We start from the raw sequence: 21706 nt of genomic DNA, 5'->3' as shown, positions 1-21706 counted from the left end.
CCCCCCGTGCACGGAGAAATGCATGCCCGAGTGCGGCGCGGGCTGAGGGTGTGGCGAACTCGACCTGTTGATCCAGATCAACGCGTCAACCCGCCTGCTGCATCAAAAGTGCAGCAAGGCAGCGGCCCGGATGCCGTCCCGATTCCCAAAATTTCAGAGAGACCGAATATGTCGGCCCCTGACGACACGACCTCGCGTGCGCGCCGCAAGCGCATGGAGATATTTGCGTTCCTGTTCCTGACCGCGATCGTGATGCCGGTCCTCGCGGTCGGAACGGTCGGCTCCTACGGGCTCGGCGTCTGGATCTACCAGATGTTCGCCGGCCCTCCCGGCCCGCCAAGCTCCCCGCATTGATCCTCCGACAAGCGAAAGACAGGCATCATGGCTCACGCCACACTCAACCGCCGCGCATTGATCACCGGCCGGGTGCTCAGCACCGACAGGGTCATCACCCCTCCGGGCTGCGAGATCGCCAGCATCCTGGTGCAGGCCCGCCCCGAGCGCCTCACCGAGGTCGAGGCCGAGATCACGGCGCTTCCCGGCTGCGAGATCCACGGCCGCGATATCAGAGGCAAGCTCGTCGTCGTGACCGAAGCGCCTGACGCCGGCAGCCTCGGCACCCTGCTCAACACCATCCAGTCGCTGCGCGACGTCTATTCCGCAGCGCTCGTCTTTCACGCCATCGAAACCTGAAGGCCGGGAGAGCCATCATGACATCGCCGAAGCTCGACCGCCGCCAGATGCTCAAGCTCGAGGCCGCCGCCATCGCGGCCGCCGCAGCGGGCATGCCGGCGCCTTCGCTCGCCGCCAATCTCGTTGCCGAGCGCGACTCCTCCGAACTGAAATGGGACAAGGCCGCCTGCCGTTTCTGCGGCACCGGCTGCTCGGTGATGGTCGCGACCAAGGACAACCGCGTCGTCGCCACCCATGGCGACATCAAGGCCGAGGTCAATCGCGGCCTCAACTGCGTCAAGGGCTACTTCCTCTCCAAGATCATGTACGGCCACGATCGCCTGACGCAGCCGATGCTGCGCAAGACCGATGGCAAGTACGACAAGAACGGCGAGTTCACGCCCGTGTCCTGGACCGAAGCCTTCGACATCATGGAGCTGAAGTGGAAGGAGGCGTTCAAGAAGCGCGGGCCGAACGGCGTCGCCATGTTCGGCTCCGGCCAGTGGACGATCTGGGAAGGCTATGCGGCGTCGAAGCTGTTCAAGGCCGGCTTCCGCACCAACAACATCGATCCCAACGCACGCCACTGCATGGCCTCGGCCGTCGCCGGCATGATGCGCACCTTCGGCATCGACGAGCCGCCGGGCTGCTATGACGACATCGAGGCCACCGACGCCTTCGTGCTGTGGGGCTCGAACATGGCGGAGATGCATCCCATCCTGTGGACGCGCCTGACCGACCGCCGGCTGTCCGCCCCGCATGTCCGCGTCGCCGTGCTCTCGACCTTCGAGCACCGCTCCTTCGACCTTGCCGACATCGGCATGGTGTTCGTGCCGCAGACCGATCTCTACATCCTCAACGCCATCGCCAACCACATCATCAAGACCAACAGGGTCAACAAGGACTTCGTCAACGCGCACACCATCTTCCGGCGCGGACAGACCGACATCGGTTACGGCCTGCGGCCCGAGCACCCGCTGCAGAAGAAGGCGACGGGCGCCGCCAAGGCCAACGATTCCACCGACATGAGCTTCGACGACTACGCCAAGTTCGTGTCGGACTACACGCTCGAGAAAGCCGCCAAGATGTCCGGCGTGCCGCTCAATCGCCTGGAGGCCCTCGCCGAGCTCTACGCCGATCCCAAGACGAAAGTGGTCTCGTTCTGGACCATGGGCTTCAACCAGCACACCCGCGGCGTCTGGTGCAACAACCTCGTCTACAACATCCATCTCCTGACCGGAAAGATCTCCTCGCCCGGCAACAGCCCGTTCTCGCTCACCGGCCAGCCCTCGGCCTGCGGCACCGCGCGCGAGGTCGGCACCTTCTCGCACCGCCTGCCCGCCGACATGGTCGTGACCAACAAGGAGCATCGCGACAAGGCCGAGCACATCTGGCAGCTGCCCGAGGGCACCATTCCCGACAAGAACGGCGCCCACGCCGTGCTGCAAAGCCGGATGCTGAAGGACGGCCTGATCAACGCCTATTGGGTGCAGGTCAACAACAACCTCCAGGCCGGTCCGAACGCCAACGAGGAGACCTATCCGGGCTTCCGCAATCCCGACAATTTCATCGTGGTCTCGGACGCCTATCCCAGCGTGACGGCGCTCGCCGCCGACCTGATCCTGCCGACCGCGATGTGGGTGGAAAAGGAAGGCGCCTACGGCAACGCCGAGCGCCGCACGCAGTTCTGGCACCAGCTCGTCCAGGCGCCCGGCGAGTCCAGGTCCGACCTCTGGCAGCTCATGGAATTCTCCAAGCGCTTCAAGATCGAGGAGGTCTGGCCCGAGGAGCTGATCGCCAAGAAGCCTGATGTGCGCGGCAAGACGCTGTTCGACGTGCTCTACAAGAACGGCCAGGTCGACAAATTCCCGGTGACCGACATCGAGGCGGGTTATCTCAACGACGAGTCCAAGGCGTTCGGCTTCTACGTCCACAAGGGCCTGTTCGAGGAATATGCCCAGTTCGGCCGCGGCCATGGCCACGACCTCGCGCCGTTCGACACCTATCACCGCGAACGCGGGCTGCGCTGGCCTGTCGTCAACGGCCAGGAGACGCGCTGGCGTTTCCGCGAGGGCAGCGACCCCTACGTCAAGCAGGGCACGGACGTGCAGTTCTACGGCTACCCCGACGGCAAGGCGCGCATCTTCGCGCTGCCTTACGAGCCGCCGGCGGAATCGCCCGACAACGAATATCCGTTCTGGCTCTCGACCGGCCGCGTGCTCGAGCACTGGCATTCCGGCACCATGACGCGCCGCGTGCCCGAGCTCTACAAGGCGTTTCCCGAAGCCGTCTGCTTCATGCACCCCGATGACGCGTCGGACGCCAAGCTGCGGCGCGGGGATGAAGTGAAGGTGGTGTCGCGCCGCGGCTTCATCCGCGCCCGCGTCGAGACGCGCGGCCGCGACCGGCCGCCGAAAGGTCTCGTCTTCGTGCCGTGGTTCGACGAATCCAAGCTGATCAACAAGGTGACGCTGGACGCCACCGATCCGATCTCGCTGCAAACCGACTTCAAGAAATGCGCCGTGCGTATCGAGCGGGTGACCCAGTCATGATGAAACGATTTGGCATAGCCCTGCTCGCTTGCGCGATCGCCGCCGGCGCAAGCTCGCTGACCGCGCAGACGGTGAATTCGGGCCTGCGCGGCCCGACCCCTCTCAATGACGAGGGCCCGGCGCCGCCGATGCTGCCGAACCGCAACACGTCCGAGAAGGAGGTGCGCAACTATCCGGAGCAGCCGCCGGTGATTCCGCACACGATCGACGGCTACCAGATCGACCTCAACGGCAACAAATGCCTGTCCTGCCACGCGCGGGCGCGCACCGCGGAATCGCAGGCGCCGATGGTCTCGATCACCCATTTCATGGACCGCGACGGCCAGTTCCTGGCCTCGATCTCGCCGCGGCGCTTCTTCTGCACCGAGTGCCACGTGCCGCAGAACAGCGCGACGCCGCCTGTCAGCAACGATTTTACCGACATCGACACGCTGCTGACGCGCGCAAGTCCCGGTGGCCGGCGATGACGACCACCGCTGACGATCCAAAAGCCAAGCGCGGCCTGATCGCGCGCGCCTGGGATTTCGCGCTCGAATTGTGGGGCGTGCTGTCACGGCCGAGCACGGTGTTCGCGCTCGGCACGCTCGTGCTCGCGGGCTTCGCGGCCGGCGTGATCTTCTGGGGCGGCTTCAACACCGCGCTGGAATTGACCAACACCGAAAAGTTCTGCACCGGCTGTCACGAGATGAGGGACAACGTCTTCGCCGAGCTGAAGTCGACCATCCACTTCACCAACCGCTCCGGCGTGCGCGCGACCTGCCCGGATTGCCACGTGCCGCACAAGTGGACCGACAAGATCGCACGCAAGATGCAGGCCTCCAAGGAGGTCTGGGGCAAGATCTTCGGCACGATCGACACGCGCGAGAAGTTCCTGGACCACCGGCTCGAGCTCGCCGCGCATGAATGGGCGCGCTTCAAGGCCAATGATTCCCTGGAATGCCGCAACTGCCACAGCGCCGATTCCATGGACATCACCAAGCAGTCGCCGCGGGCCGCGGTGGCGCATCAGCGCTTCCTGTTCACCGGCGAGAAGACGTGCATCGACTGCCACAAGGGCATCGCCCACCATCTGCCCGACATGCGCGGCGTTCCCGGCTGGCAGTAGGGCCGATCCGGGCCGCTTGAACCGACGGGAGGAATGGTTAGTTTTGAGGTTGGCGAATCGCATCGTTTCGCCCCTCCTCAAGACAGATATGGCCACCTTCACCCCGCATCAGGATGCCGCGCTCAAGGCCGTCGGCGACTGGCTCAAGGCAAAACCCGGCCGCAACGGCACGCCGCCGGTGTTTCGCCTGTTCGGCTTCGCCGGCACCGGCAAGACCACGCTGGCGCGCCACATCGCCGAAGGTGTCGACGGCGAGGTGAAGTTTGCCGCCTTCACCGGCAAGGCGGCCCTCGTCATGCGCAACAAGGGTTGCGACGAGGCCTCCACGATCCACTCGCTGATCTACCGCGCGCGCGAATCCGGCGAGGAGCAGCCGAGTTTTGAACTCTGGGACGACGCGCCGGCGTCGAAAGCAAAACTGATCGTGATCGACGAATGCTCGATGGTCGATGCCGAACTCGGCCGCGACCTGATGTCGTTCGACTGTCCGCTGCTGGTGCTGGGCGATCCCGCACAGCTGCCGCCGATCCAGGGTGGCGGCTTCTTCACCAATTCGGAGCCGGACGCGATGCTGACCGAAGTGCATCGCCAGGCCCAGGACGACCCGATCGTGCGGATGTCGATGGACGTGCGCGAGGGCCGCGAACTCGACATCGGCCGCTACGGCGAGAGCGAGGTGGTGTCGCGGAAGGAACTCGATCCTGACCGCGTCATGGGCGCGGACCAGGTGCTGGTCGGGCGCAACAACACGCGACGCGCCTACAACATGCGCGTGCGGCAGCGCCAGAACATCGAGGACGTCTTTCCGGTCGCCGGCGACAAGCTGGTCTGCCTGCGCAACAACCGAAAGAAGGGACTGTTCAACGGCGGCCTGTGGCGCGTCAAGTCGCGCAACGCCTCGCGCTCGAAATCGCGCATCCTCTCGATGCGGCTCTCGCCGGACGAGGATCTCGGTCACAAGATCACGAAAGTCTCCGTGCGCGCCGACTGTTTCGAGGGCGGCGTCGAGCAGATCGCCTGGGAGCAGCGCAAGCCCTATGACGAGTTCGACTACGGCTACGTGCTGACCGTGCACAAGTCGCAGGGCTCGCAATGGGACGACGTCGTGCTGTTCGACGAGAGTTTTGCGTTTCAGGACTCGCGAGCGCGGTGGCTGTATACGGGCATCACGCGGGCGGCGAAGCGGTTGAGTATCGTGGTGTGAGGCTGCCCCTCACTTCCCCGCCACGAAATAGAAATCCTCGCGGCCCGGCGGCGAGCCGTAGCTGAACGGCTGCTGCACGTGCCTGGTGGCGGACCAGACGTCGTCCCGCACGATGTCGAACAATTTCCGGATCTCCACCTTCGGCACCTTGAGCTCGCGGGCGAGTGCGGTGGAGAACGGGCTGTCGGCGCCGTTGTCGCCGTCGATCGCGGTCTCGCCGTGCTTGGCGGCGTAGACCACCATGAAGCCGGCGCCGGGCTCGATGTTGGAAAAGCCCTTGTCCACCAGCTTCAGCGACAGCGTGTGCTGCATGGTCGGCGCGAACGGATTGTCGCGGCAGGCATCCAGGATCACGAGGCGCACCTTTCGCGCAGCGCCCACCGCCGCGATCACCTGCTCCAGTGCGACGGCTTGCGTTTCGGCATCGCGGTCGACGGCGAGCCTGGCGTCGACGGGCACGAGGTAGTTCACCCCGCCGATCTCGAATCCATGGCCGGCATAGTAGACCACTGCCCAGTCGGCCTTCTCCGCCTCGTCGGCAAACGTCTTCAGCGCGTCGAAGAACTTGTCGCGGGTCAGATCGCTGACGGAGATCACGCTCTGGAAGCCGACGTCCTTCAGCACGCCCGCGATCAGTTTCGCGTCCCGCGGCGGATTGGGCAGCGCGTGCACGTTCCTGTAGGCGCCGTTGCCGATCACCAGCGCGACGCGGCGCCCGCCGGGCGCCCCTCCCGGCGTTTGCGGCGTCAACGCGGCGAGCCGCTCCTGCGCGATGGCACGGGCGCGCGCGACGTCGAGCTCGTCGAACTTCGTCAGCGAATAGGCCGCCGAGCGGTAGTCGGCGCGGGCCTGGGCGAGGTCATGCCTGCGCTCGTAGATCTGGCCGCGGCCGGAATGCGCCCGGACATTGTTCGGGTTGAGCTGCAGCGACGCGTTGTAGTCCTTCAGCGCGGCGTCGAGGTCGCCCTTCATCATGCTGACGTCGGCGCGATTGTTGATCGCGAAAACGTTCTTCGGCTGCTTCCCGATCAGTCCGTTGCAGTCGGCGAAGGCCAGATCGTATTTTCCCATCAAGCCGTAAGTGATGCAGCGGTTGCCCGCGATCTGCTGCGCGGTCGGATCGATCTTCTCGGCCTCCGCAAAGTCGGAGATCGCGCCGTCGTAATCCTTCATCAGCGTGCGCACGCGGGCGCGATTGGTCCATCCGAGCAGGAATTTCGGCGTGAACCTGATCGACAGGTTGAAATCGTCGAGCGCGCTTTGCAGCGCGCCGCGGCGCAGTTGAATGGTCCCGCGATTGTTGTAGGCGAAGCCGAAATTGGGACGTTTCTGGATGGCAAGGTTGTAGTCGGCCATGGCGAGGTCGTCCTCGCCCTTGTGCTCGCGGGCGACGCCGCGCACGTTGATGGCGCCGACATTGTCCGGATCGGCCTCGACGGCGGAATTCAGCGTCTCGATCGCGCCGTCATAGTCGCGCCTGTTGATCAGCGCGTTGCCGCGAATGACGAGCGCCAGCGACTTGTCCTTGCCGGTGACGCGGCCCGCGTCGAGCAGATTCTGGCAGGCCGTGATCCGCGCCTGGGTCTCGGCCTGGCGGTCGCGGCAGGTGGCGAGGTCGTCGCCGGCTTGCGGTTCGGCCGCGGCGATCGCAACGCCGCAGACGAGCATGACTGATATCAGCGAGACGACGCGCAGCATGTTGTCAGATCAGCTCCAGACACCACAGTTTAAGTCGATCGGCGATCGCGCCGGTTCATAGCCCGGAGTTCCCTGCGCCGCCAAGCGGGTCGGCGGGGTGCGGCTTTTTTCACGGACTCGTGTCACTGCGGTTGTAACAATCGGCATGTCCGTCCGTATCTGAGGTGTCTGAAAACGCCGGGCAGGCTGTTCGCCCGCCCTCAACCGCCCTAAACTGTCAGGCCTTCCGAAAGAGGATCCGCCATGCGCCGCTCCGTCCTGTCCCTGCTCGCCGCCACCGCCGCCCTGTCGCTGGGCTTTGCCGCACCGACCCGGGCCGCGGAAGACGCCGTCGTGATCCCTGCACCCGCCATGGACGCGGCACCCGCAAGCGGCATCCAGACCGCCGTGGTCGCCGGCGGATGCTTCTGGGGCGTGCAGGGCGTGTTTCAGCACACCGCCGGTGTCGTCAACGCGGTCTCCGGCTATGCCGGCGGCACCAAGGCGACCGCCGACTACCAGACCGTCTCGACCGGCCGGACCGGCCACGCAGAATCCGTCGAGATCAAGTTCGACCCGAAGAAGATCTCCTACGGCAAGATCCTCCAGATCTACTTCTCGGTGGCGCACGACCCGACCCAGCTCAACCGCCAGGGCCCCGACACCGGCACGCAATATCGCTCGGCGATCTTCACCACCTCCGACGAGCAGAAGAAGGTCGCGGAGGCCTATATCGCCCAGCTCGACGGTGCCAAGGTGTTCAGCAAGCCGATCGTGACCAAGGTCGGTGCGCTGGACGCGTTCTACCCGGCCGAGGCCTATCACCAGGACTATCTGACGCTGCACCCGACCCAGCCCTACATCGCCTATAACGACATCCCGAAGGTCGAGAACCTGAAAAAGCTGTTCGCGGATAACTACATCGAGAAGCCGACGCTGGTGAGTGCCGGCAAGGCCACCAACTGATCCCGAGATCATCAGAAGAAACGGCAGACCCATGCCCGACGCCAAGACGAAATCCACAGAGACGAGAACCACGGACGACAAGGTCATCAAGAGCGAAGAGCAGTGGCGGAGCGAATTGACGCCGATGCAGTACGCGGTGCTGCGCGAGAAGGCGACCGAGCGTCCCTTCTCCGGCGAATACGAGCACGACCACCGTGCCGGCACCTATGTCTGCGCCGGCTGCGGCAACGTCCTGTTCGAATCCGACGCCAAGTTCGATTCCGGTTGCGGCTGGCCGAGCTTCACCACGCCCGCCGTCGAGAGCCATGTCGACGAAGAGCGGGACATGAGCCACGGCATGATCCGTACCGAGGTGCTCTGCTCCAAATGCAGCGGCCATCTCGGCCATGTCTTCCCCGACGGACCGGGGCCGACAGGCCTGCGCTACTGCATCAATTCGGCGGCGCTGAAGCTCGAGCCGAAATAAGCTTGCGCGCCGCCGGGTTCCCCCATGGAACCCGGCGGCGCGATGTGCTTTTCTCTTCCAGCGGTGCAGCCGATGGGCGAATTCCGGCGGCCGCCAGGGAGGATGCCATGACACTTGGGACCATCCTGATCATCCTGGTGATCATCTATCTGCTGGGCGGCTGGTCGGGCCGGATCGGCGGCTATGGCTACGGCATGGGCCATTCCGGCATGGGGATCGGCGGCGTCGTTCTGGTCGTGCTGCTCGTGCTGCTGCTTCTCGGCAAGCTGTAGGCCATACAAACCATTGAAATCACTTGCTTTATATCCCCTGCGGGGCTGCCATGCGTGGATTCATCATCTCCCATCGCAGGGGTCGCATTTCTGTCAAATCGGCCTATATTAGGGGGCGAAAATGACATGCGGCGGGCCCGCTCGATTGCGGCCCCTGCCCTCCCAAACCCCACGCGCTTAAAGCCCCAGAGAAGATCACGAGGTCTTTGACCATGCGTCCACTGCGTCCGTTCAACTTCAACACTTCCGCCGAGCTCTTCCCCGCCGCGATCCGCAAGAAGAAGCGTGCAGGCTTCACCTATCGCCGGTTCGGCACTGCGGCTGAGGCCGTGCAGTTCGCGATGGAGCAGTTGCCGACGGATTCGCTGAACGGCGCGTATCTCCAGGTCGAGGAAGCGCGTTTCGACCAGAACGGCATCCGCTCGCTCTACGAGAGCGAAGCCTTCCCGCTGCCGCGCCGCCCGAAGCCGGCGCCGGCCGCCGAGACCGACGCCGACGCGGCGTAAGTTTTCGAAAAATCCGATGTGCGCAGCAAGCGCGATGGCCGAAAGTCCGTCGCGCTTTTTGCTTTTGTTCTCCCTCTCCCGCTTGCACGCGGGAGAGGTGCGCCGAGCCTGACGCTCTGCTTGCGCAGAATTCACCGGGGCTACATCCGCGGCTGCTTGTCGAGCCAGCGGCGCAAGAGGCGCACGTTGCGCATGTTGGCGCGGAACATCACGTCGAAGGCGTCGCCCACGAAAGGCACGATGCCGACCACGCCATCGACCGCGACATTGCCGAGCATGCGCGCGGTGATGTACCAGGGCGCACCGAGCGCCTTCGCCTCGCGCACCAGCCACAGCGAGATCGCGGTGGTGATGATGTCGCCGATGACGGGGATCAGGCCGATCAGCCCGTCGATGCCGTAGCGGATATTGGTGCCGGGCAGGATGAAGGCGACGTCGAGCAGCTTTGCGATCGCCTCGAGCCGCGCGATGCGCTGCTCGCGCGTCAGATTGGCGAACGGGTTACCGTTGCCGAATTCAAAGCGAAACTCGCGAAATCCCTGCTCGAGGGTTTCCGGGCGGATCTCGTGGCCGTCCTGGTCGATGATCGGTCCGCGCGCCTCGCGGCCTGAAAAATCGGCGCGCGAATGCGTCCCCGAGCGGGACTTGCGTGGCGCGAGAATGTCATCGTCGGGCATGGTCATGGCCGTTACAAACGCACGGGCGACGCAGAGGTTGCTGCGAAGCGGCCGAAGGTCGCGCGGTCAGCTCGCCGCGGCCGCGGGCTGCGGCTCCTCGACATAGTGATGCACCAACCAGGATGACAGCACCGCCGGCACGAAGCCAACCAGGCCGTACAGGATGAACTGGGCAGCGCCGGAATCCGACCCGCGCGAGCCGTAGGTGAAGGCGGCGAGGATGAAGGCGAATGCGCCAACCAGCAGCATCCTCAGCGCCGGCCTGATCCGTTTCACGTGGATCAGGATGTCGTCGACCGCGCCGATCATCAGCGAGGGCAGGAAGCCGAACAGATAGCTGTATTGCAGCGTCTTGAAGAACACGACGAACAGCTTGCCGACCTCGCCAAGGCTGGTCTGCGTCCAGTAACCCGACTGGTAGGTCGTCGTCAGCAGCAGCAGAAATCCGCCCACGAACGGACCGACGAGCGCAAACACCAGATAGCGTTTCATCACGAACTCCTCATACGCCGAGGGCTTTATAGCAGCGCGACGGGAACCTTGGATAGCGGTCACGGGCTGTCAGGGGGAACAAGTGGCAAGGCGACGAGTTCAGACATGACCTGAAATTCACCTGTCAGATGTGGAGCCGCCGATGTCTCGGAAACTGGTCTTGCTGGCGACGATCACCCTCTCGGCCCTCGGCGGCCTGTCGAACGCACCCGCCCTCGCGCAAGGCCATATGGGCACGCCGCAGGAGCAGCAGGCCTGCTCGCGCGATGCCTCGCGGCTGTGCCGCAAGGAGCTCGGCAACGACGGTGCGGTTCAGGGCTGCCTGCAGGCTCACCGCGCCAAGCTCTCGCGATCGTGCAGCAAGGTGTTCACGAGCCACGGGATGTAAGATCGGCATGTGAGATCGGCGTCGCATTTTGCGTGACGGTCGCGCAACATCTGCGAATTCCTTCGCATCTCCCATTGAAGCGTCGCGACTTTCGCGCATACTCGAATCGGGCGGCGCAGCACTTTTCGATTCGAACATCAAGAAATCGAGCGACCACACGCGGGATTGAGGTTCCGGCGTGAAGGCTGTGACATGCGGCAGAGCAAGCCGCGTGCGGCGCCCCAAAACCAAGTGGTTCAATCCACGGAACTCGGGGACGCATTCTTCATGACACGCTACCAGACCATCGCCTCGCCGCTCAAGACGGCAGCTTCGCTGTTGGCCTTCGCCGCCACCGCCTTCACCCTCCAGACATCACCCGGCCTCGCCTTCTCGTCCGAAGCGCAGCAGATGTGCACGGGTGATGCGATGCGACTATGCTCCAATGAAATCCCCGACATCCAGCGCGTCAGGGCCTGCATGGTGCACAAGCGGGCGCAGGTCAGCCCGGGCTGCCGCGCCGTGATGGACCGCGAAGCGGCCGCTGCCGCTTCATCGCGCAAGCGGGAAGCGGCAGCGCAATAGCGCTGACAAATCTCAAGCAGATAGCTGTCGGACGGGAGGGGTTCGCCTCTCCCGGAGGGAGAGGTCGGAGCGCATCGAAGATGCGATCCGGGTGAGGTGTTGCACTCTCACGAAACGCTGCGGCCCCTCACCGGGATTGCTGCGCAATCCGGCCTCTCCCCGCTGGGGAGAGGTAGGCAAGCCTCACTCGCCCCATTGCGCGAAGGCGTCGTTGAAGGCGCGCTCGCCGGGAGCGCCCTTCTCGATGGCGATGATGGCGCGGCGCTGGTTGGCGTAGACAAGCGGCACGTCGAACCAGGAGCGCTCCTTGAGGAGCTGGATGTTGCGGCTGCGGTCGGCATCGACGTTGGAGAGACCGACCAGGAAGAAGCCGTCGGTGACCTTGACCGCGAGCCCTGCGAGCGGCGTGCCGCGCGCCTGCTCGTTCGACTTCATCAGGATGCCCGGCACGTTGGAGACGCTGCCGCCCGGAAAGTCCGGCGGCAGGATGAAGGTCAGTTCGGCCGTATGGCTCGCCGGCAGCGACGAGTCGGTGTTGCGGCGGAACGACATCGTCATCTTGAACTTGCGATCGGGAATCTCGATGTCGGCGCGCACGGCGACGTCGGCCTTCTGGTTGCCCGACGCCTTGATCGGCTCGAGCCGCCACACCACCGAGCCGACATATTGCTTGCCCTTCGGATCGGACGGATCCTCGTCATAGAGCACGACCTTCTGCGCCACCGGCGCGACCGGCTGGTCGCTCGCCGAGGGCTGGCCGACGCGATCCGGGATCTTGGGCTTGCTCTGTGGCTGCGAGGCATCCTTCGGCGCCTCCACCACCTGGGTGGGCGACGACTTGAACAGATTGGTCGCTGTCTGGACCAGCGACTTGCCCCACAGGATGCCGGCGCCGACCAGGATCAGCACGATGCCGATGGCAATCGCGCTCTTGAACGGGAACACCGAGCCCTTGCCTGCACGTTTCTTGACGTCGCGATCGGCCGTGATGCGCGGACGCGGCGACGGCGGCTGCGGCGCGTAGCGCTCGGCCTCCTCCATCGCTTCGTCGTAGGAATAGGGCGCATCGGATTCGGCCGCGCGGTTTTCCAGGCTCGGCTCGAGCCGGTCGAATTCCGGCGAGGGCGAAGGGACGTTGGCGTAGGTGCGGCGCGCGGCACGGTTGGCCTGCGCGGCGGCGCCGCCGAGATCGTTGACGTCGGCGGTGATGTCGCGGAAGCCGCGCACACCCGGGGCCGGCGGCGGACCGCCCTCCTGCGGGCGGCGCGGGGCAGAACGACCGGCTGGTGGTTCCGGCGGAGCGGGCTGGCGGGGCGCATCGAAACGGGGTGCGCGCGGCGGGCGCGGTGCCTCGCCCTGGTCGTCGCCGCCGCCGGTCGGCGCGCGGTCATTGCGCGGCGGCGGTGCTGCGGGACGCGCGCGCGGTGGCGCGGACGGCGGAGCCGACGCCGCCGGGTTGTTTTCGGTGGCGCGGGCACTGGCCCTGCGGAACGCATCGCCGCTGCCGCCACCGCTGCGGGCACCGCCTCCGGGGCGCGACGCCTCGCGGGCACGCTGGGCGGCTTCCGATTCGACCTTGCGAACGGCCTCTTCCAGCGACAGCCGTTCGCGGGTGATCTCGGATTCCGAGAGGGGCGGCTGCACGCTGCGCAGCTGCGCGATCAGGGCCGTGCGCGCCCGTTCATAGAGCGCGCGCCGGCTTTCGCCGGGAGCGTTGGGGTCCAGGGCGGCAATAGCGCGGGCGATCAGCGGATAGTAATCAGCCATTTCAACTCAACTATACCCGCGTCCTGGTAAGAGATCGTTAAGCCTCAAACGGGTTTTGCACCAGGATAGTATCCTCGCGTTCGGGGCTGGTGGAAAGCAGCGCGACCGGGCACCCCACCAATTCCTCGATCCGACGGACATATTTGATGGCCTGCGCCGGCAGGTCGGCCCAGGACCGCGCATTGGCGGTCGGCTCCTTCCAGCCCTCGATGGTCTCGTAGATCGGCTCGACCCGGGCCTGGGCGCCCTCGCCGGCCGGGAAATGGTCGATCTCCTTGCCGTCGAGCCTGTAGCCGGTGCAGACCTCGATCGTGTCGAAGCCGTCGAGAATGTCGAGTTTTGTGAGTGCCAGCCCGTTGATGCCGCAGGTGCGGACAGCCTGGCGGACGAGGACCGCGTCGAACCAGCCGCAGCGGCGCGGCCGGCCGGTGTTGGTGCCGAACTCACGGCCGCGCTCGCCGATCTTGCGGCCGATCGCGTTGTCCTGCTCGGTCGGGAACGGGCCCTGGCCGACGCGGGTGGTGTAGGCCTTGCACAGGCCGAGCACGTAGCCGACCGCGCCCGGTCCGAGGCCGGCGCCGGTCGCGGCCTGCGCCGCGACCGTGTTGGACGAGGTGACGTAAGGGTAAGTGCCGTGGTCGACGTCGAGCAGCGCACCTTGCGCGCCCTCGAACAACATCCGCTTGCCTTCGCGGCGCTTGATGTCGAGCAACCGCCACACCGTCTCGGCATAGGGCAGAAGCTGCGGCGCCAGCGCGCTGAGTTCCTTCAGGATCTCCTTGCCGTCGAATTCCGGAAGGTTGAGACCGCGACGCAGTGCGTTGTGGTGCGCAAGGAGCCGGTCGATCTTGTGCGGGAGCGTGTCGAGGTCGGCGAGATCCATCAGGCGGATCGCGCGGCGGCCGACCTTGTCCTCATAGGCAGGCCCGATGCCGCGGCGGGTGGTGCCGATCGCAGTTGCCGCATTGGACGATTCGCGCAGCGCGTCGAGTTCTCGGTGCAGCGGCAGGATCAGGGTGACGTTCTCGGCGACGCGCAGGTTTTCCGGCGAGACCGCAACACCCTGCGCCCTGAGCTTGGTGACCTCGTCGAGGAAGGCGGCGGGATCGAACACCACGCCGTTGCCGATCACCGACAGCTTCTGGTCGCGCAGCACGCCCGAAGGCAGAAGCGCGAGCTTGTAGGTCGTGCCGTTGATGACCAGCGTATGGCCGGCGTTATGGCCGCCCTGGAAGCGGACGACGATGTCCGCCTGCTCCGACAACCAGTCGACGATCTTGCCCTTTCCCTCGTCGCCCCACTGGGCGCCGACGACGACAACATTGGCCATTCGCGGGTAATCCTTCGAAGAATTTAGAGTCGCCCAGCCCAATTCCCGGCCTGGAGCCGTTCCTGCGCGGGGCAGCCAACCGGATAAAGGAAGCAGCCTCTCTAGGCAAGCAAGAACGGGGCTTTTTTCGGGCGCAAGGCGCGATCCAAGCCCTTGATATCCCCTAAAAATCTGTCCTGCCGGACGGACCCTACGACGTTAGGCGAGGATGCGGCCGTCGACCACTTCGATGATGCGGTCGCAGCGTCGTGCCAGGTCCATATTGTGGGTGACGAGCAGGAAGCTCGTTCCGCTGTCGCGATTGACCCGCCGCATCAGTTCGAACACGGCATCGGCCGATCTGGTGTCGAGATTGCCGGTCGGCTCGTCCGCCAGCACGAGGTCCGGGCTCATGGCCAGCGCGCGCGCCACCGCGACCCGCTGCTGCTGGCCGCCCGACATGTTGTTGGCGAGGTTGCCGGCGAATTTCTCCAGCCCCACTTGCGCCAGCAGCCGATCCGCTCGCGCCTCGATGTCCGCGCCGGGAAAGCCGCGATCGACCAGCATGGGCATCATGACGTTCTCACGCGCCGTGAAGGCCGAGATCAGCAGGTGATACTGGAACACGAAGCCGATGGTATGGCCGCGCAGGCGGGTGATCTCGGCATCGCCGAGGGCAGCCGTGTCCTGCCCCTTGATCAGCAGCCGACCCGAGGTCGGCTGGTCCAGCAGGCCCACGATGTTGAGCAGCGTGCTCTTGCCGGAGCCCGATGGGCCGATCAGGGCGAGAAACTCGCCGTGGTCGAGCTCGAGATCGATGTCGTGCAGCACTTCGGTCTCGGTCGGCAGGCCGACATTGTAGGCCTTGCACACCCGTTCGAGCTTCAGGATTGCGTCAGCCACGGATCGCCACCACCGGATCGAGCTTGGCCGCGCGCACCGCCGGCGCCATGGCGGCCAGGATGCCGGTGACGGTGGCGAGCAAGGCCGTGTAGAGGAACAGCGATCGCTCCAGAATCAGCGGAAACAATTCGGTGCCGTCGGCCTGGCGGGCAACCGAATGCCAATACACGAGCGCAAACGCGCCCATGGCTGCGCCGAACAGCGAGCCGACGAAGCCGAGCAGGCCGCCCTGGACCAGGAACACGCGCAGGACCTGGCCGCGCGAGGTTCCCATCGCACGCAGGATGCCGATGTCCTTGGAGCGCTGGATCACCGAGACGATCAGCACGGCTGCGATGCCGAATGCGACCGAGAGCCCGACGAACAGACGGATCAGGGTGTTGGTATTCTGCTGAGCCTGCACCGCGGTGAAGAACTGCGCGTTGGTCTTGATCCAGCTGTCGGCCTCGACCACGTTGGCGGCCTGAATCCGCCTGGCGATGTCCTCGGCCGCATAGATGTCGCTGACCGTGATGTCGATCGTCGTGATTCCGCCGATCATGCCGAGCAGCGACTGCGCCGTGCGGAGCGCGGCATAGCAGACGCGCTGGTTGACGCTCTTGTTGCCGAGGTCGACGATGCCGGAGATCGTGAGCACGCGCGTCGCGCCGGACGCGGCGCGAATGTTGAGCTTGTCGCCGACGGTCGCTCCCAGATCCTTCGCGAGCTCGATGCCGACGATGATGTCTTCGCTGGTCAGACGAGCTTCCCCAGCGACGACATAGTCGGGGACCTTGACGATCTGGAAGTAGGAATCGGGCTCGACACCCGACAGGTTCACCGAGCGGCTCGCGTCGCCGCGCACCGCAAGCACCGAGCCGAGGATCGTCGGCGAGACCGTGACGATCTCGGGCATCGCCTGCATCTGTGCCCTGATCTTCGGCCACTGATCGATCGAGATCACCCGCTGGCTGGGGCGCTGCACGATCGCGTCCTCGATCTCGCCTGCGGCGTTGCGCAGCGGGCGGGCGACCTGATCCGGCGAGAGCAACTGGATCTGCGGCTGCGAGGTCAGGACGCGCTTGATGAAGTTCGCCTGAAGCCCCGCCAGCATCGCCGACATGAAGACGATGACGCCGACGCCGATCGAGATGCCGCCGATGATGAAGATGGTCTGGAGCCGGCCTTCACGCAGGAAGCGAACCGCCATGGTCCATTCGATCGGCAGCCAGCGGTTCATTGCAGCACGGGCCGCACGCGCTGCCCGGTCAGAATGCCGGAACTTTGCGGGATCGCGACATCGCCGGCCGCAAGACCTCCGGTGATCTCGACTTGGCTGTTGCCATGCAGCCCGATCGTCACCGCCCGCCGAGCGGCGCGTCCATCCTTGATGCCGAGCACCCAGGGATTGCCCGACAGGACGTCGTGGACCGAACGTAGTGGCAGGGTCAACGCATTGTCGCGTGCGGCGACCTCGACATCGACCGAGACGGTCATGTCCTGGCGCAGATAATCCGGCGGATCGGCGACCGTCAGCTTCACCTCGACGGAGGCGCGCGAAATATCGATGCCGGGGTTGATGTAGGTGATCGTGGCCGGGAAAAGCCGGTCCGGATAGGCATCGGCCGAAGCAAGAGCCTTCTGTCCCAGCGATATCTTGCCGAGATTGCGTTCGTCGATCTGCAGCACGAGCTGCAACTCGCCGGCCGGTGCAAGCACCAGCAGGGCCTTGCCCGGCTGCACGACCGTGCCGCGCTCGACACTGCGCGAGATCAGGACGCCGTCGCGGGGAGCCGTAATCGTCGCATAGCCAAGACGGGACTCCGCGGTATCGAGATTCGCCCGCGCCTGGTTGGCCTGGGTCTGCGCCATCACGTAGTCGCTGCCGCCGGGGCTCGCGGTATAGACCTGAAACTCGGCCGCGCGCTTCACCGCGCGCGCGACGTCGAGCGTCTTCTGCGCGTCATCCAGCGAAGCACGCGTCGCGTAGCCATTACGTTCGAGCTGGGCGGTACGGTCATAGCTCTGCTGGGCGTTGAGCAGCGTCGCCTCGGCCTGGGTCAACGCCGCCCTGGCGGATGGCAGCGTCAGCTCATCGAGTTGCCTGATGCGCGCCTCCGCCTGCGCCACCGCGCCCTGCGCCTGCACCATCGTCGCTCGCAATTCTCGCGATTCCAGCGAGATCAGTGGCTGGCCATTCCGGACCTTTTCACCCTGCTGCACCAGCACGTCCTCCACCGTGCCGGTGATCTGGCTGCCAATCTCGACGCGGTACGGCGTTTCGACGTGGCCGCTTGCCACGACCGTCTCGATGAGGCGGCCAAGCTTGACCTGGTCCACGACAATAGCCGGCCCGAGCAGCACCCGAACCCCTTGCCAGATGCCGAACCCAAGCAGGCCCGTCACCGCGAGGATGAACCATTTGTGACTGAGAAATCCCGACCACAGACTGGCGACGGAGAACCGTCGCCTCGGCTGCGGCAGCACGACAGCTTGCTCGACCATGATCGCGACGCTAGCGCGCCTGCGGGTTTCGAGATTGTTCTAGGTCAAGAGGTTACGCCGAATTTAGGGCCATCTGCCGCATCAAGACGACTGAAACCGGGAGCTGGGCTTGCTGGAAAGTCAAAACCGTCGTGACACCCTTTTCTGGCGTTCGTCCCCGCTCGAGCTCTGCAGCCGGCTGGGGTGCGGGCTCACGGGCCTGACCGGGGCCGAGGCCGCCGAACGCCTCGACCGTTTCGGGCCGAACAGCGATGCGCCGCCGCGTATCGAGGGTGCCGCGCGCGCGATCCTGCGCCGGCTGCTCGAACCGCTGTCGCTGATCCTGCTGGTGGCCGGCGTCATCTCGATGCTGACGGGCGACGAGATCGGCGGTCTCATCATCGTTCTCATTCTCGTGCTTTCGATCGGCCTCGACACCGTCCAGGAGGGCCACGCGATCCGCGCTGCCGAGATTCTCCGCCGCTCGGTCGCGCTCAAGGCCGAGGTCAGGCGCGACGGCGCATTCTGCGAAGTCGACGTCGACCGGGTCGTGCCAGGCGACATCCTGCGCGTTCGCGCGGGCGACATCATTCCGGCCGACGCGTTGATCCTGGAGGCTACGGCGTTCACCGCGGGCGAAGCCGCGCTCACCGGCGAGCCCTATCCGGTCCAGAAGCGCGCCGGCGCCCCTTCCACGCCCGACGATAGCTCGAACGCACTCTTCCGTGGCGCGGTGGCGCAGACCGGCGAAGCCATCGCGCTCGTCGTCAAGACCGGACGTGACACCGTGTTCGGCGCGGCGGCCGCAGCTCTCGCCGAAGCGCAGGCGCCTTCCCCCTTCGAGCGCGACCTGCGCGAATTCGGCTTCGTGATCGCGCGCGCCACGCTGGCGTTGGTGCTGGTCGTTCTCACAATCCGCGTCGTGTTCGGCCGCGAGGTGCTGGACTCGCTGCTGTTCGCGGTCGCGCTCGCGGTCGGGCTGACGCCTGAATTGCTGCCGATGATCACGACGGTGACGCTGTCGCGCGGCGCGCTGCGCATGGCCGGGCGCAAGGTCATCGTGAAGCGGCTGGCCGCGATTCACGATCTCGGCGCCATGAGCGTGCTGTGCACCGACAAGACGGGCACGCTGACCTCGGCCGAGATCACGCTCGCCAGGAGCCTCGACGCCGCCGGCAGGGACGACGCGCGGGCCGCGCAGCTCGGCGCCATCGCGGCATCGCTGGGCGGCGATCGCGGCTCGCTCGATGCCGCCCTCGTCGCCGGCCGGCCGGACGCCGCCCAGGGATGGACTCTCGCCGGACGGCAGGCGTTCGACTTCTCGCGCCGGCTGGGATCCGTGCTCACGACCGGCCCGGAAGGCGTGCTCCTGATCGTCAAGGGCGCGCCCGAAGCCGTGCTCGCATTGTGCGCGATGGACGCGACCGCGCGCGACGCGGCGGTGGCCCGCGTCCACGCGCTCGCGACCGAGGGCCTGCGCACCGTGGCGATCGCCTCGCGGGCCTGGAGCGGCGCGCTGCGCGAGGTCGAGACCGACGACGAAACCGACCTCGTCTTCGAAGGTCTCTGCGCCTTCGCCGATCCGCCGAAACCGACGGCCGCAGCCGCCATCGCCCGGCTCGCGGCGGCCGGCGTGAGCCTGAAGATCCTGTCGGGCGACGATCCCGTGGTGGTGAAGCGGCTTGCCGGGCTGGTCGGGCTCAATGCCGAACGCGTCCTGTCGGGCGCCGACATCGCAGAGCTCAGCGACGAGGCGCTGGCCGTGCAGGTGCGCTCCGCCGATGCGTTCGGCCGGCTCGCGCCCGACCAGAAATCGCGCATCGTGAAGGCGCTGCAGGCCGGCGGCGAGGTGGTTGGCTTCCTCGGCGACGGCATCAACGACGCGCCGGCCCTGAAGGTTGCCGATGTCGGCCTTTCCGTCGATGGCGCCACGGGCGTGGCGCAGGCCGCCGCCGACATGATCCTGCTCGCGTCGGATCTCGAAGTCGTCGCCGACGGTGTCGAGGAAGGTCGGCGCACCTTCGCCAACATCCTGAAATATGTCCGCATGGGTGCGAGCTCGAACTTCGGCAACATGCTGTCGATGGCGGCGGCCTCGATCGTGCTGCCGTTCCTGCCGATGCTGCCGACGCAGATCCTGCTCAACAATCTGCTCTACGATCTCTCCGAGCTCGGCATCCCGTTCGACCGCGTCTCGGCGCAGGCGACCGCGCAGCCGCAGGTGTGGAGCATGTCGCACCTGGTGCGCTTTGCCGCGATCATGGGACCGCTCTCGTCGGTGTTCGACTTTCTGACCTTCGGCGCACTGCTGTACCTGTTCGAGGCGTCGCCGGATGAATTCCGCACGGCCTGGTTCGTCGAATCCATGGCGACGCAGATTCTCGTGATCTTCGTCATCCGCACCAAGGGACGGCCCTGGCGCAACAGGCCGGATCCGGTGCTCGCGGTCTCTTCGCTGGTCGCCCTGCTCGTCGCGATGGTCCTGCCGTTCACGCCGCTCGGGACCTGGTTCGGCTTCGTCGCGCCGCCGCCGATCATGATGGCCGGCATCGCGCTTCTCGTGGTCATCTATCTCGCCTGCGCCGAGTTGCTGAAGCCGCTGGCGATCCGCGCCGGCCGCAGGCGATGAAGGTTCCGCCGTTTCGCCCGCGCATGATGGCGATGCGCCCCGCGCCATTGATATCAGGCCGGTTTCCGTGTCTTTGAGGATGCCGGGCCATGAGCCGGCCCGGACGCCGCCGGGCCGGGAGCCTCGGCGCATGACGCGGGGCCATAACAATCACAATGTCCGCCACCGGCCAGACCACCAGCGCCGACACGTCCGGCCAGCACTGGATTGCCAACCAGCCTTATCTCCTGCTCAGCATCACCGCGCTGTGCTGGGCCGGCAATGCGGTCGTCGGCCGCCTCGCCGCCGGCCACATCCCGCCGGTGACGCTGTCGTTCCTTCGCTGGACGTTCGCCTTCCTGCTGGTGCTGCCGTTCGCATGGAAGCACCTCGTCCAGGACTGGCCCGCGATCCGCGACAAGCTCGGCCTGATGATCGTGCTCTCGATCACCGGCATCGGCGCCTTCAACACCCTGCAATATTGGGCGCTGGAGCACACCCAGGCGCTCAACACCCTGCTGCTGCAGTCGGCCGCGCCCCTTGTCGTGGCGCTGTGGTCGCTGGTCATCCTCGGCATCCGTCTCACCGTGGCGCAGGCCTTCGGCGTAGCTCTCTCGATGTGCGGCGTGCTGATCATCCTGCTGCACGGCGATCTCACCACGCTGTCGAACATCGCCTTCAACAAGGGCGACCTGATCTTCATCGTCGCGCTGATCATCTTCGCGCTCTATTCGGTGCTGACCCTGAAGCGGCCGCCGATCCACGGCCTGTCGTTCCTCGCCTTCACCTTCGGCGCCGGCGCGGCCTGTCTCATCCCGCTCGAGATCTGGGAGTTGTCCGCGCGCCCGGTCATGAAGCTCGACGGGCCCAATCTTCTGACCCTGTTTTATGTCTCGGTGTTTCCCTCGACGCTCGCCTATCTCTGCTTCAACCGCGGCGTCCGGCTGATCGGCGCCAACCGCGCCGCGCCGTTCTTCCACGTGGTGCCGGTATTCGGCTCGATCATGGCGATGGTATTCCTGGGCGAACACCCGCAGGCCTTCCACTTCATCGGCTTTGCGCTGGTGCTGTCGGGCGTGTTCGTGGCGTCGCGGAAGCAGGCGAGTTGAATAAAT

The 21706-nt window shown here is 65.9% G+C and carries 22 protein-coding genes; 14 read left to right on the top strand and 8 right to left on the bottom strand.

Features of this window, described 5'->3' with window-relative positions; all coding sequences use genetic code 11:
• Positions 1-168 precede the first annotated feature (168 nt).
• The 6 genes from napE (at position 169) to QY049_RS16535 (ending at position 5533) form a co-directional block, all read left to right on the top strand.
• Positions 169-354 (top strand): periplasmic nitrate reductase, NapE protein, encoded by a 186-nt coding sequence (gene napE, locus QY049_RS16560; protein ID WP_258765217.1) that lies wholly within the window; start codon positions 169-171, stop codon positions 352-354.
• 27 nt (positions 355-381) lie between these two features.
• Positions 382-693 (top strand): chaperone NapD, encoded by a 312-nt coding sequence (locus QY049_RS16555; RefSeq protein WP_194479711.1) that lies wholly within the window; start codon positions 382-384, stop codon positions 691-693.
• A gap of 17 nt (positions 694-710) precedes the next feature.
• Positions 711-3224, top strand: coding sequence for a nitrate reductase catalytic subunit NapA (napA, locus tag QY049_RS16550; protein WP_258765216.1), 2514 nt, complete (start codon positions 711-713; stop codon positions 3222-3224).
• Entirely contained in the window at positions 3221-3691 is a 471-nt protein-coding gene (locus QY049_RS16545; RefSeq protein WP_194479709.1) for a nitrate reductase cytochrome c-type subunit, read from the top strand. The genes napA and QY049_RS16545 overlap by 4 nt, the downstream gene beginning before the upstream one ends.
• Complete coding sequence (locus tag QY049_RS16540; RefSeq protein WP_301269620.1) at positions 3688-4329, top strand: NapC/NirT family cytochrome c; 642 nt, start codon at positions 3688-3690, stop codon at positions 4327-4329. Before QY049_RS16545 ends, QY049_RS16540 begins: the two co-directional genes overlap by 4 nt.
• 88 nt (positions 4330-4417) lie before the next feature.
• Positions 4418-5533: an ATP-dependent RecD-like DNA helicase gene (locus tag QY049_RS16535; RefSeq protein WP_194479708.1), complete on the top strand. Its 1116-nt coding sequence runs from the start codon at positions 4418-4420 to the stop codon at positions 5531-5533.
• Positions 5534-5542: 9 nt separating this feature from the next.
• On the opposite strand, the gene QY049_RS16530 is transcribed toward QY049_RS16535, so the two are convergent.
• A complete protein-coding gene (locus tag QY049_RS16530) occupies positions 5543-7231 on the bottom strand; it encodes a caspase family protein (protein WP_301269619.1) in 1689 nt (562 codons plus the stop codon).
• Positions 7232-7474: 243 nt separating this feature from the next.
• Here QY049_RS16530 and msrA point away from each other — a divergent pair, with 243 nt between their 5' ends.
• The 4 genes from msrA (at position 7475) to QY049_RS16510 (ending at position 9420) form a co-directional block, all read left to right on the top strand.
• On the top strand, positions 7475-8176 hold the full coding sequence (msrA, locus tag QY049_RS16525) for a peptide-methionine (S)-S-oxide reductase MsrA (RefSeq protein ID WP_301269618.1): 702 nt from the start codon (positions 7475-7477) through the stop codon (positions 8174-8176).
• Between the two features lie 31 nt (positions 8177-8207).
• Positions 8208-8642: a peptide-methionine (R)-S-oxide reductase MsrB gene (msrB, locus tag QY049_RS16520; protein WP_194479705.1), complete on the top strand. Its 435-nt coding sequence runs from the start codon at positions 8208-8210 to the stop codon at positions 8640-8642.
• A gap of 107 nt (positions 8643-8749) precedes the next feature.
• Positions 8750-8914: a DUF3309 family protein gene (locus tag QY049_RS16515; protein ID WP_035731827.1), complete on the top strand. Its 165-nt coding sequence runs from the start codon at positions 8750-8752 to the stop codon at positions 8912-8914.
• Positions 8915-9126: 212 nt separating this feature from the next.
• Positions 9127-9420 (top strand): hypothetical protein, encoded by a 294-nt coding sequence (locus QY049_RS16510; protein WP_027560969.1) that lies wholly within the window; start codon positions 9127-9129, stop codon positions 9418-9420.
• 140 nt (positions 9421-9560) lie between these two features.
• Here QY049_RS16510 and QY049_RS16505 read toward each other — a convergent pair whose 3' ends face one another.
• Both QY049_RS16505 and QY049_RS16500 read right to left on the bottom strand, forming a co-directional pair.
• Complete coding sequence (locus QY049_RS16505; RefSeq protein WP_301269617.1) at positions 9561-10103, bottom strand: DUF4112 domain-containing protein; 543 nt, start codon at positions 10101-10103, stop codon at positions 9561-9563.
• 60 nt (positions 10104-10163) lie between these two features.
• Positions 10164-10589 carry a DUF5413 family protein gene (locus QY049_RS16500; RefSeq protein ID WP_194479703.1) on the bottom strand — a complete coding sequence of 142 codons (426 nt, stop codon included), beginning with the start codon at positions 10587-10589 and terminating at the stop codon, positions 10164-10166.
• A 142-nt stretch (positions 10590-10731) separates the two neighbouring features.
• On the opposite strand from QY049_RS16500, the gene QY049_RS16495 reads away from it, so the two are divergent.
• Complete coding sequence (locus QY049_RS16495) at positions 10732-10977, top strand: hypothetical protein (RefSeq protein WP_258765211.1); 246 nt, start codon at positions 10732-10734, stop codon at positions 10975-10977.
• A gap of 267 nt (positions 10978-11244) precedes the next feature.
• Positions 11245-11541, top strand: coding sequence for a hypothetical protein (locus QY049_RS16490; RefSeq protein WP_309493949.1), 297 nt, complete (start codon positions 11245-11247; stop codon positions 11539-11541).
• A gap of 183 nt (positions 11542-11724) precedes the next feature.
• Here the strand turns inward: QY049_RS16490 and QY049_RS16485 are convergent, their stop codons facing one another.
• The 5 genes from QY049_RS16485 to QY049_RS16465 form a co-directional block, all read right to left on the bottom strand.
• Entirely contained in the window at positions 11725-13308 is a 1584-nt protein-coding gene (locus QY049_RS16485) for a hypothetical protein (RefSeq protein ID WP_301269616.1), read from the bottom strand.
• Between the two features lie 37 nt (positions 13309-13345).
• Positions 13346-14638, bottom strand: coding sequence for an adenylosuccinate synthase (locus tag QY049_RS16480; RefSeq protein ID WP_194479699.1), 1293 nt, complete (start codon positions 14636-14638; stop codon positions 13346-13348).
• 198 nt (positions 14639-14836) lie between these two features.
• Positions 14837-15520 carry an ABC transporter ATP-binding protein gene (locus QY049_RS16475; RefSeq protein ID WP_194479698.1) on the bottom strand — a complete coding sequence of 228 codons (684 nt, stop codon included), beginning with the start codon at positions 15518-15520 and terminating at the stop codon, positions 14837-14839.
• Positions 15513-16739 carry an ABC transporter permease gene (locus QY049_RS16470; protein WP_194479697.1) on the bottom strand — a complete coding sequence of 409 codons (1227 nt, stop codon included), beginning with the start codon at positions 16737-16739 and terminating at the stop codon, positions 15513-15515. The genes QY049_RS16475 and QY049_RS16470 overlap by 8 nt, the downstream gene beginning before the upstream one ends.
• A complete protein-coding gene (locus QY049_RS16465; protein ID WP_258765207.1) occupies positions 16736-18004 on the bottom strand; it encodes an efflux RND transporter periplasmic adaptor subunit in 1269 nt (422 codons plus the stop codon). Before QY049_RS16465 ends, QY049_RS16470 begins: the two co-directional genes overlap by 4 nt.
• A 109-nt stretch (positions 18005-18113) precedes the next feature.
• On the opposite strand from QY049_RS16465, the gene mgtA reads away from it, so the two are divergent.
• Together mgtA and QY049_RS16455 are read left to right on the top strand one after the other, a co-directional pair.
• A complete protein-coding gene (gene mgtA, locus QY049_RS16460) occupies positions 18114-20612 on the top strand; it encodes a magnesium-translocating P-type ATPase (RefSeq protein WP_301269615.1) in 2499 nt (832 codons plus the stop codon).
• 155 nt (positions 20613-20767) lie between these two features.
• Entirely contained in the window at positions 20768-21700 is a 933-nt protein-coding gene (locus tag QY049_RS16455) for a DMT family transporter (RefSeq protein ID WP_194479694.1), read from the top strand.
• The last annotated feature ends 6 nt before the right edge of the window (positions 21701-21706 follow it).

Origin of the sequence: Bradyrhizobium sp. WYCCWR 13022, assembly GCF_030435535.1 — a bacterium.
Taxonomy (GTDB): Bacteria; Pseudomonadota; Alphaproteobacteria; order Rhizobiales; family Xanthobacteraceae; genus Bradyrhizobium.
Note: the sequence above shows the minus strand (reverse complement) of the source record. Positions and strands in the feature narration are given on the sequence as shown.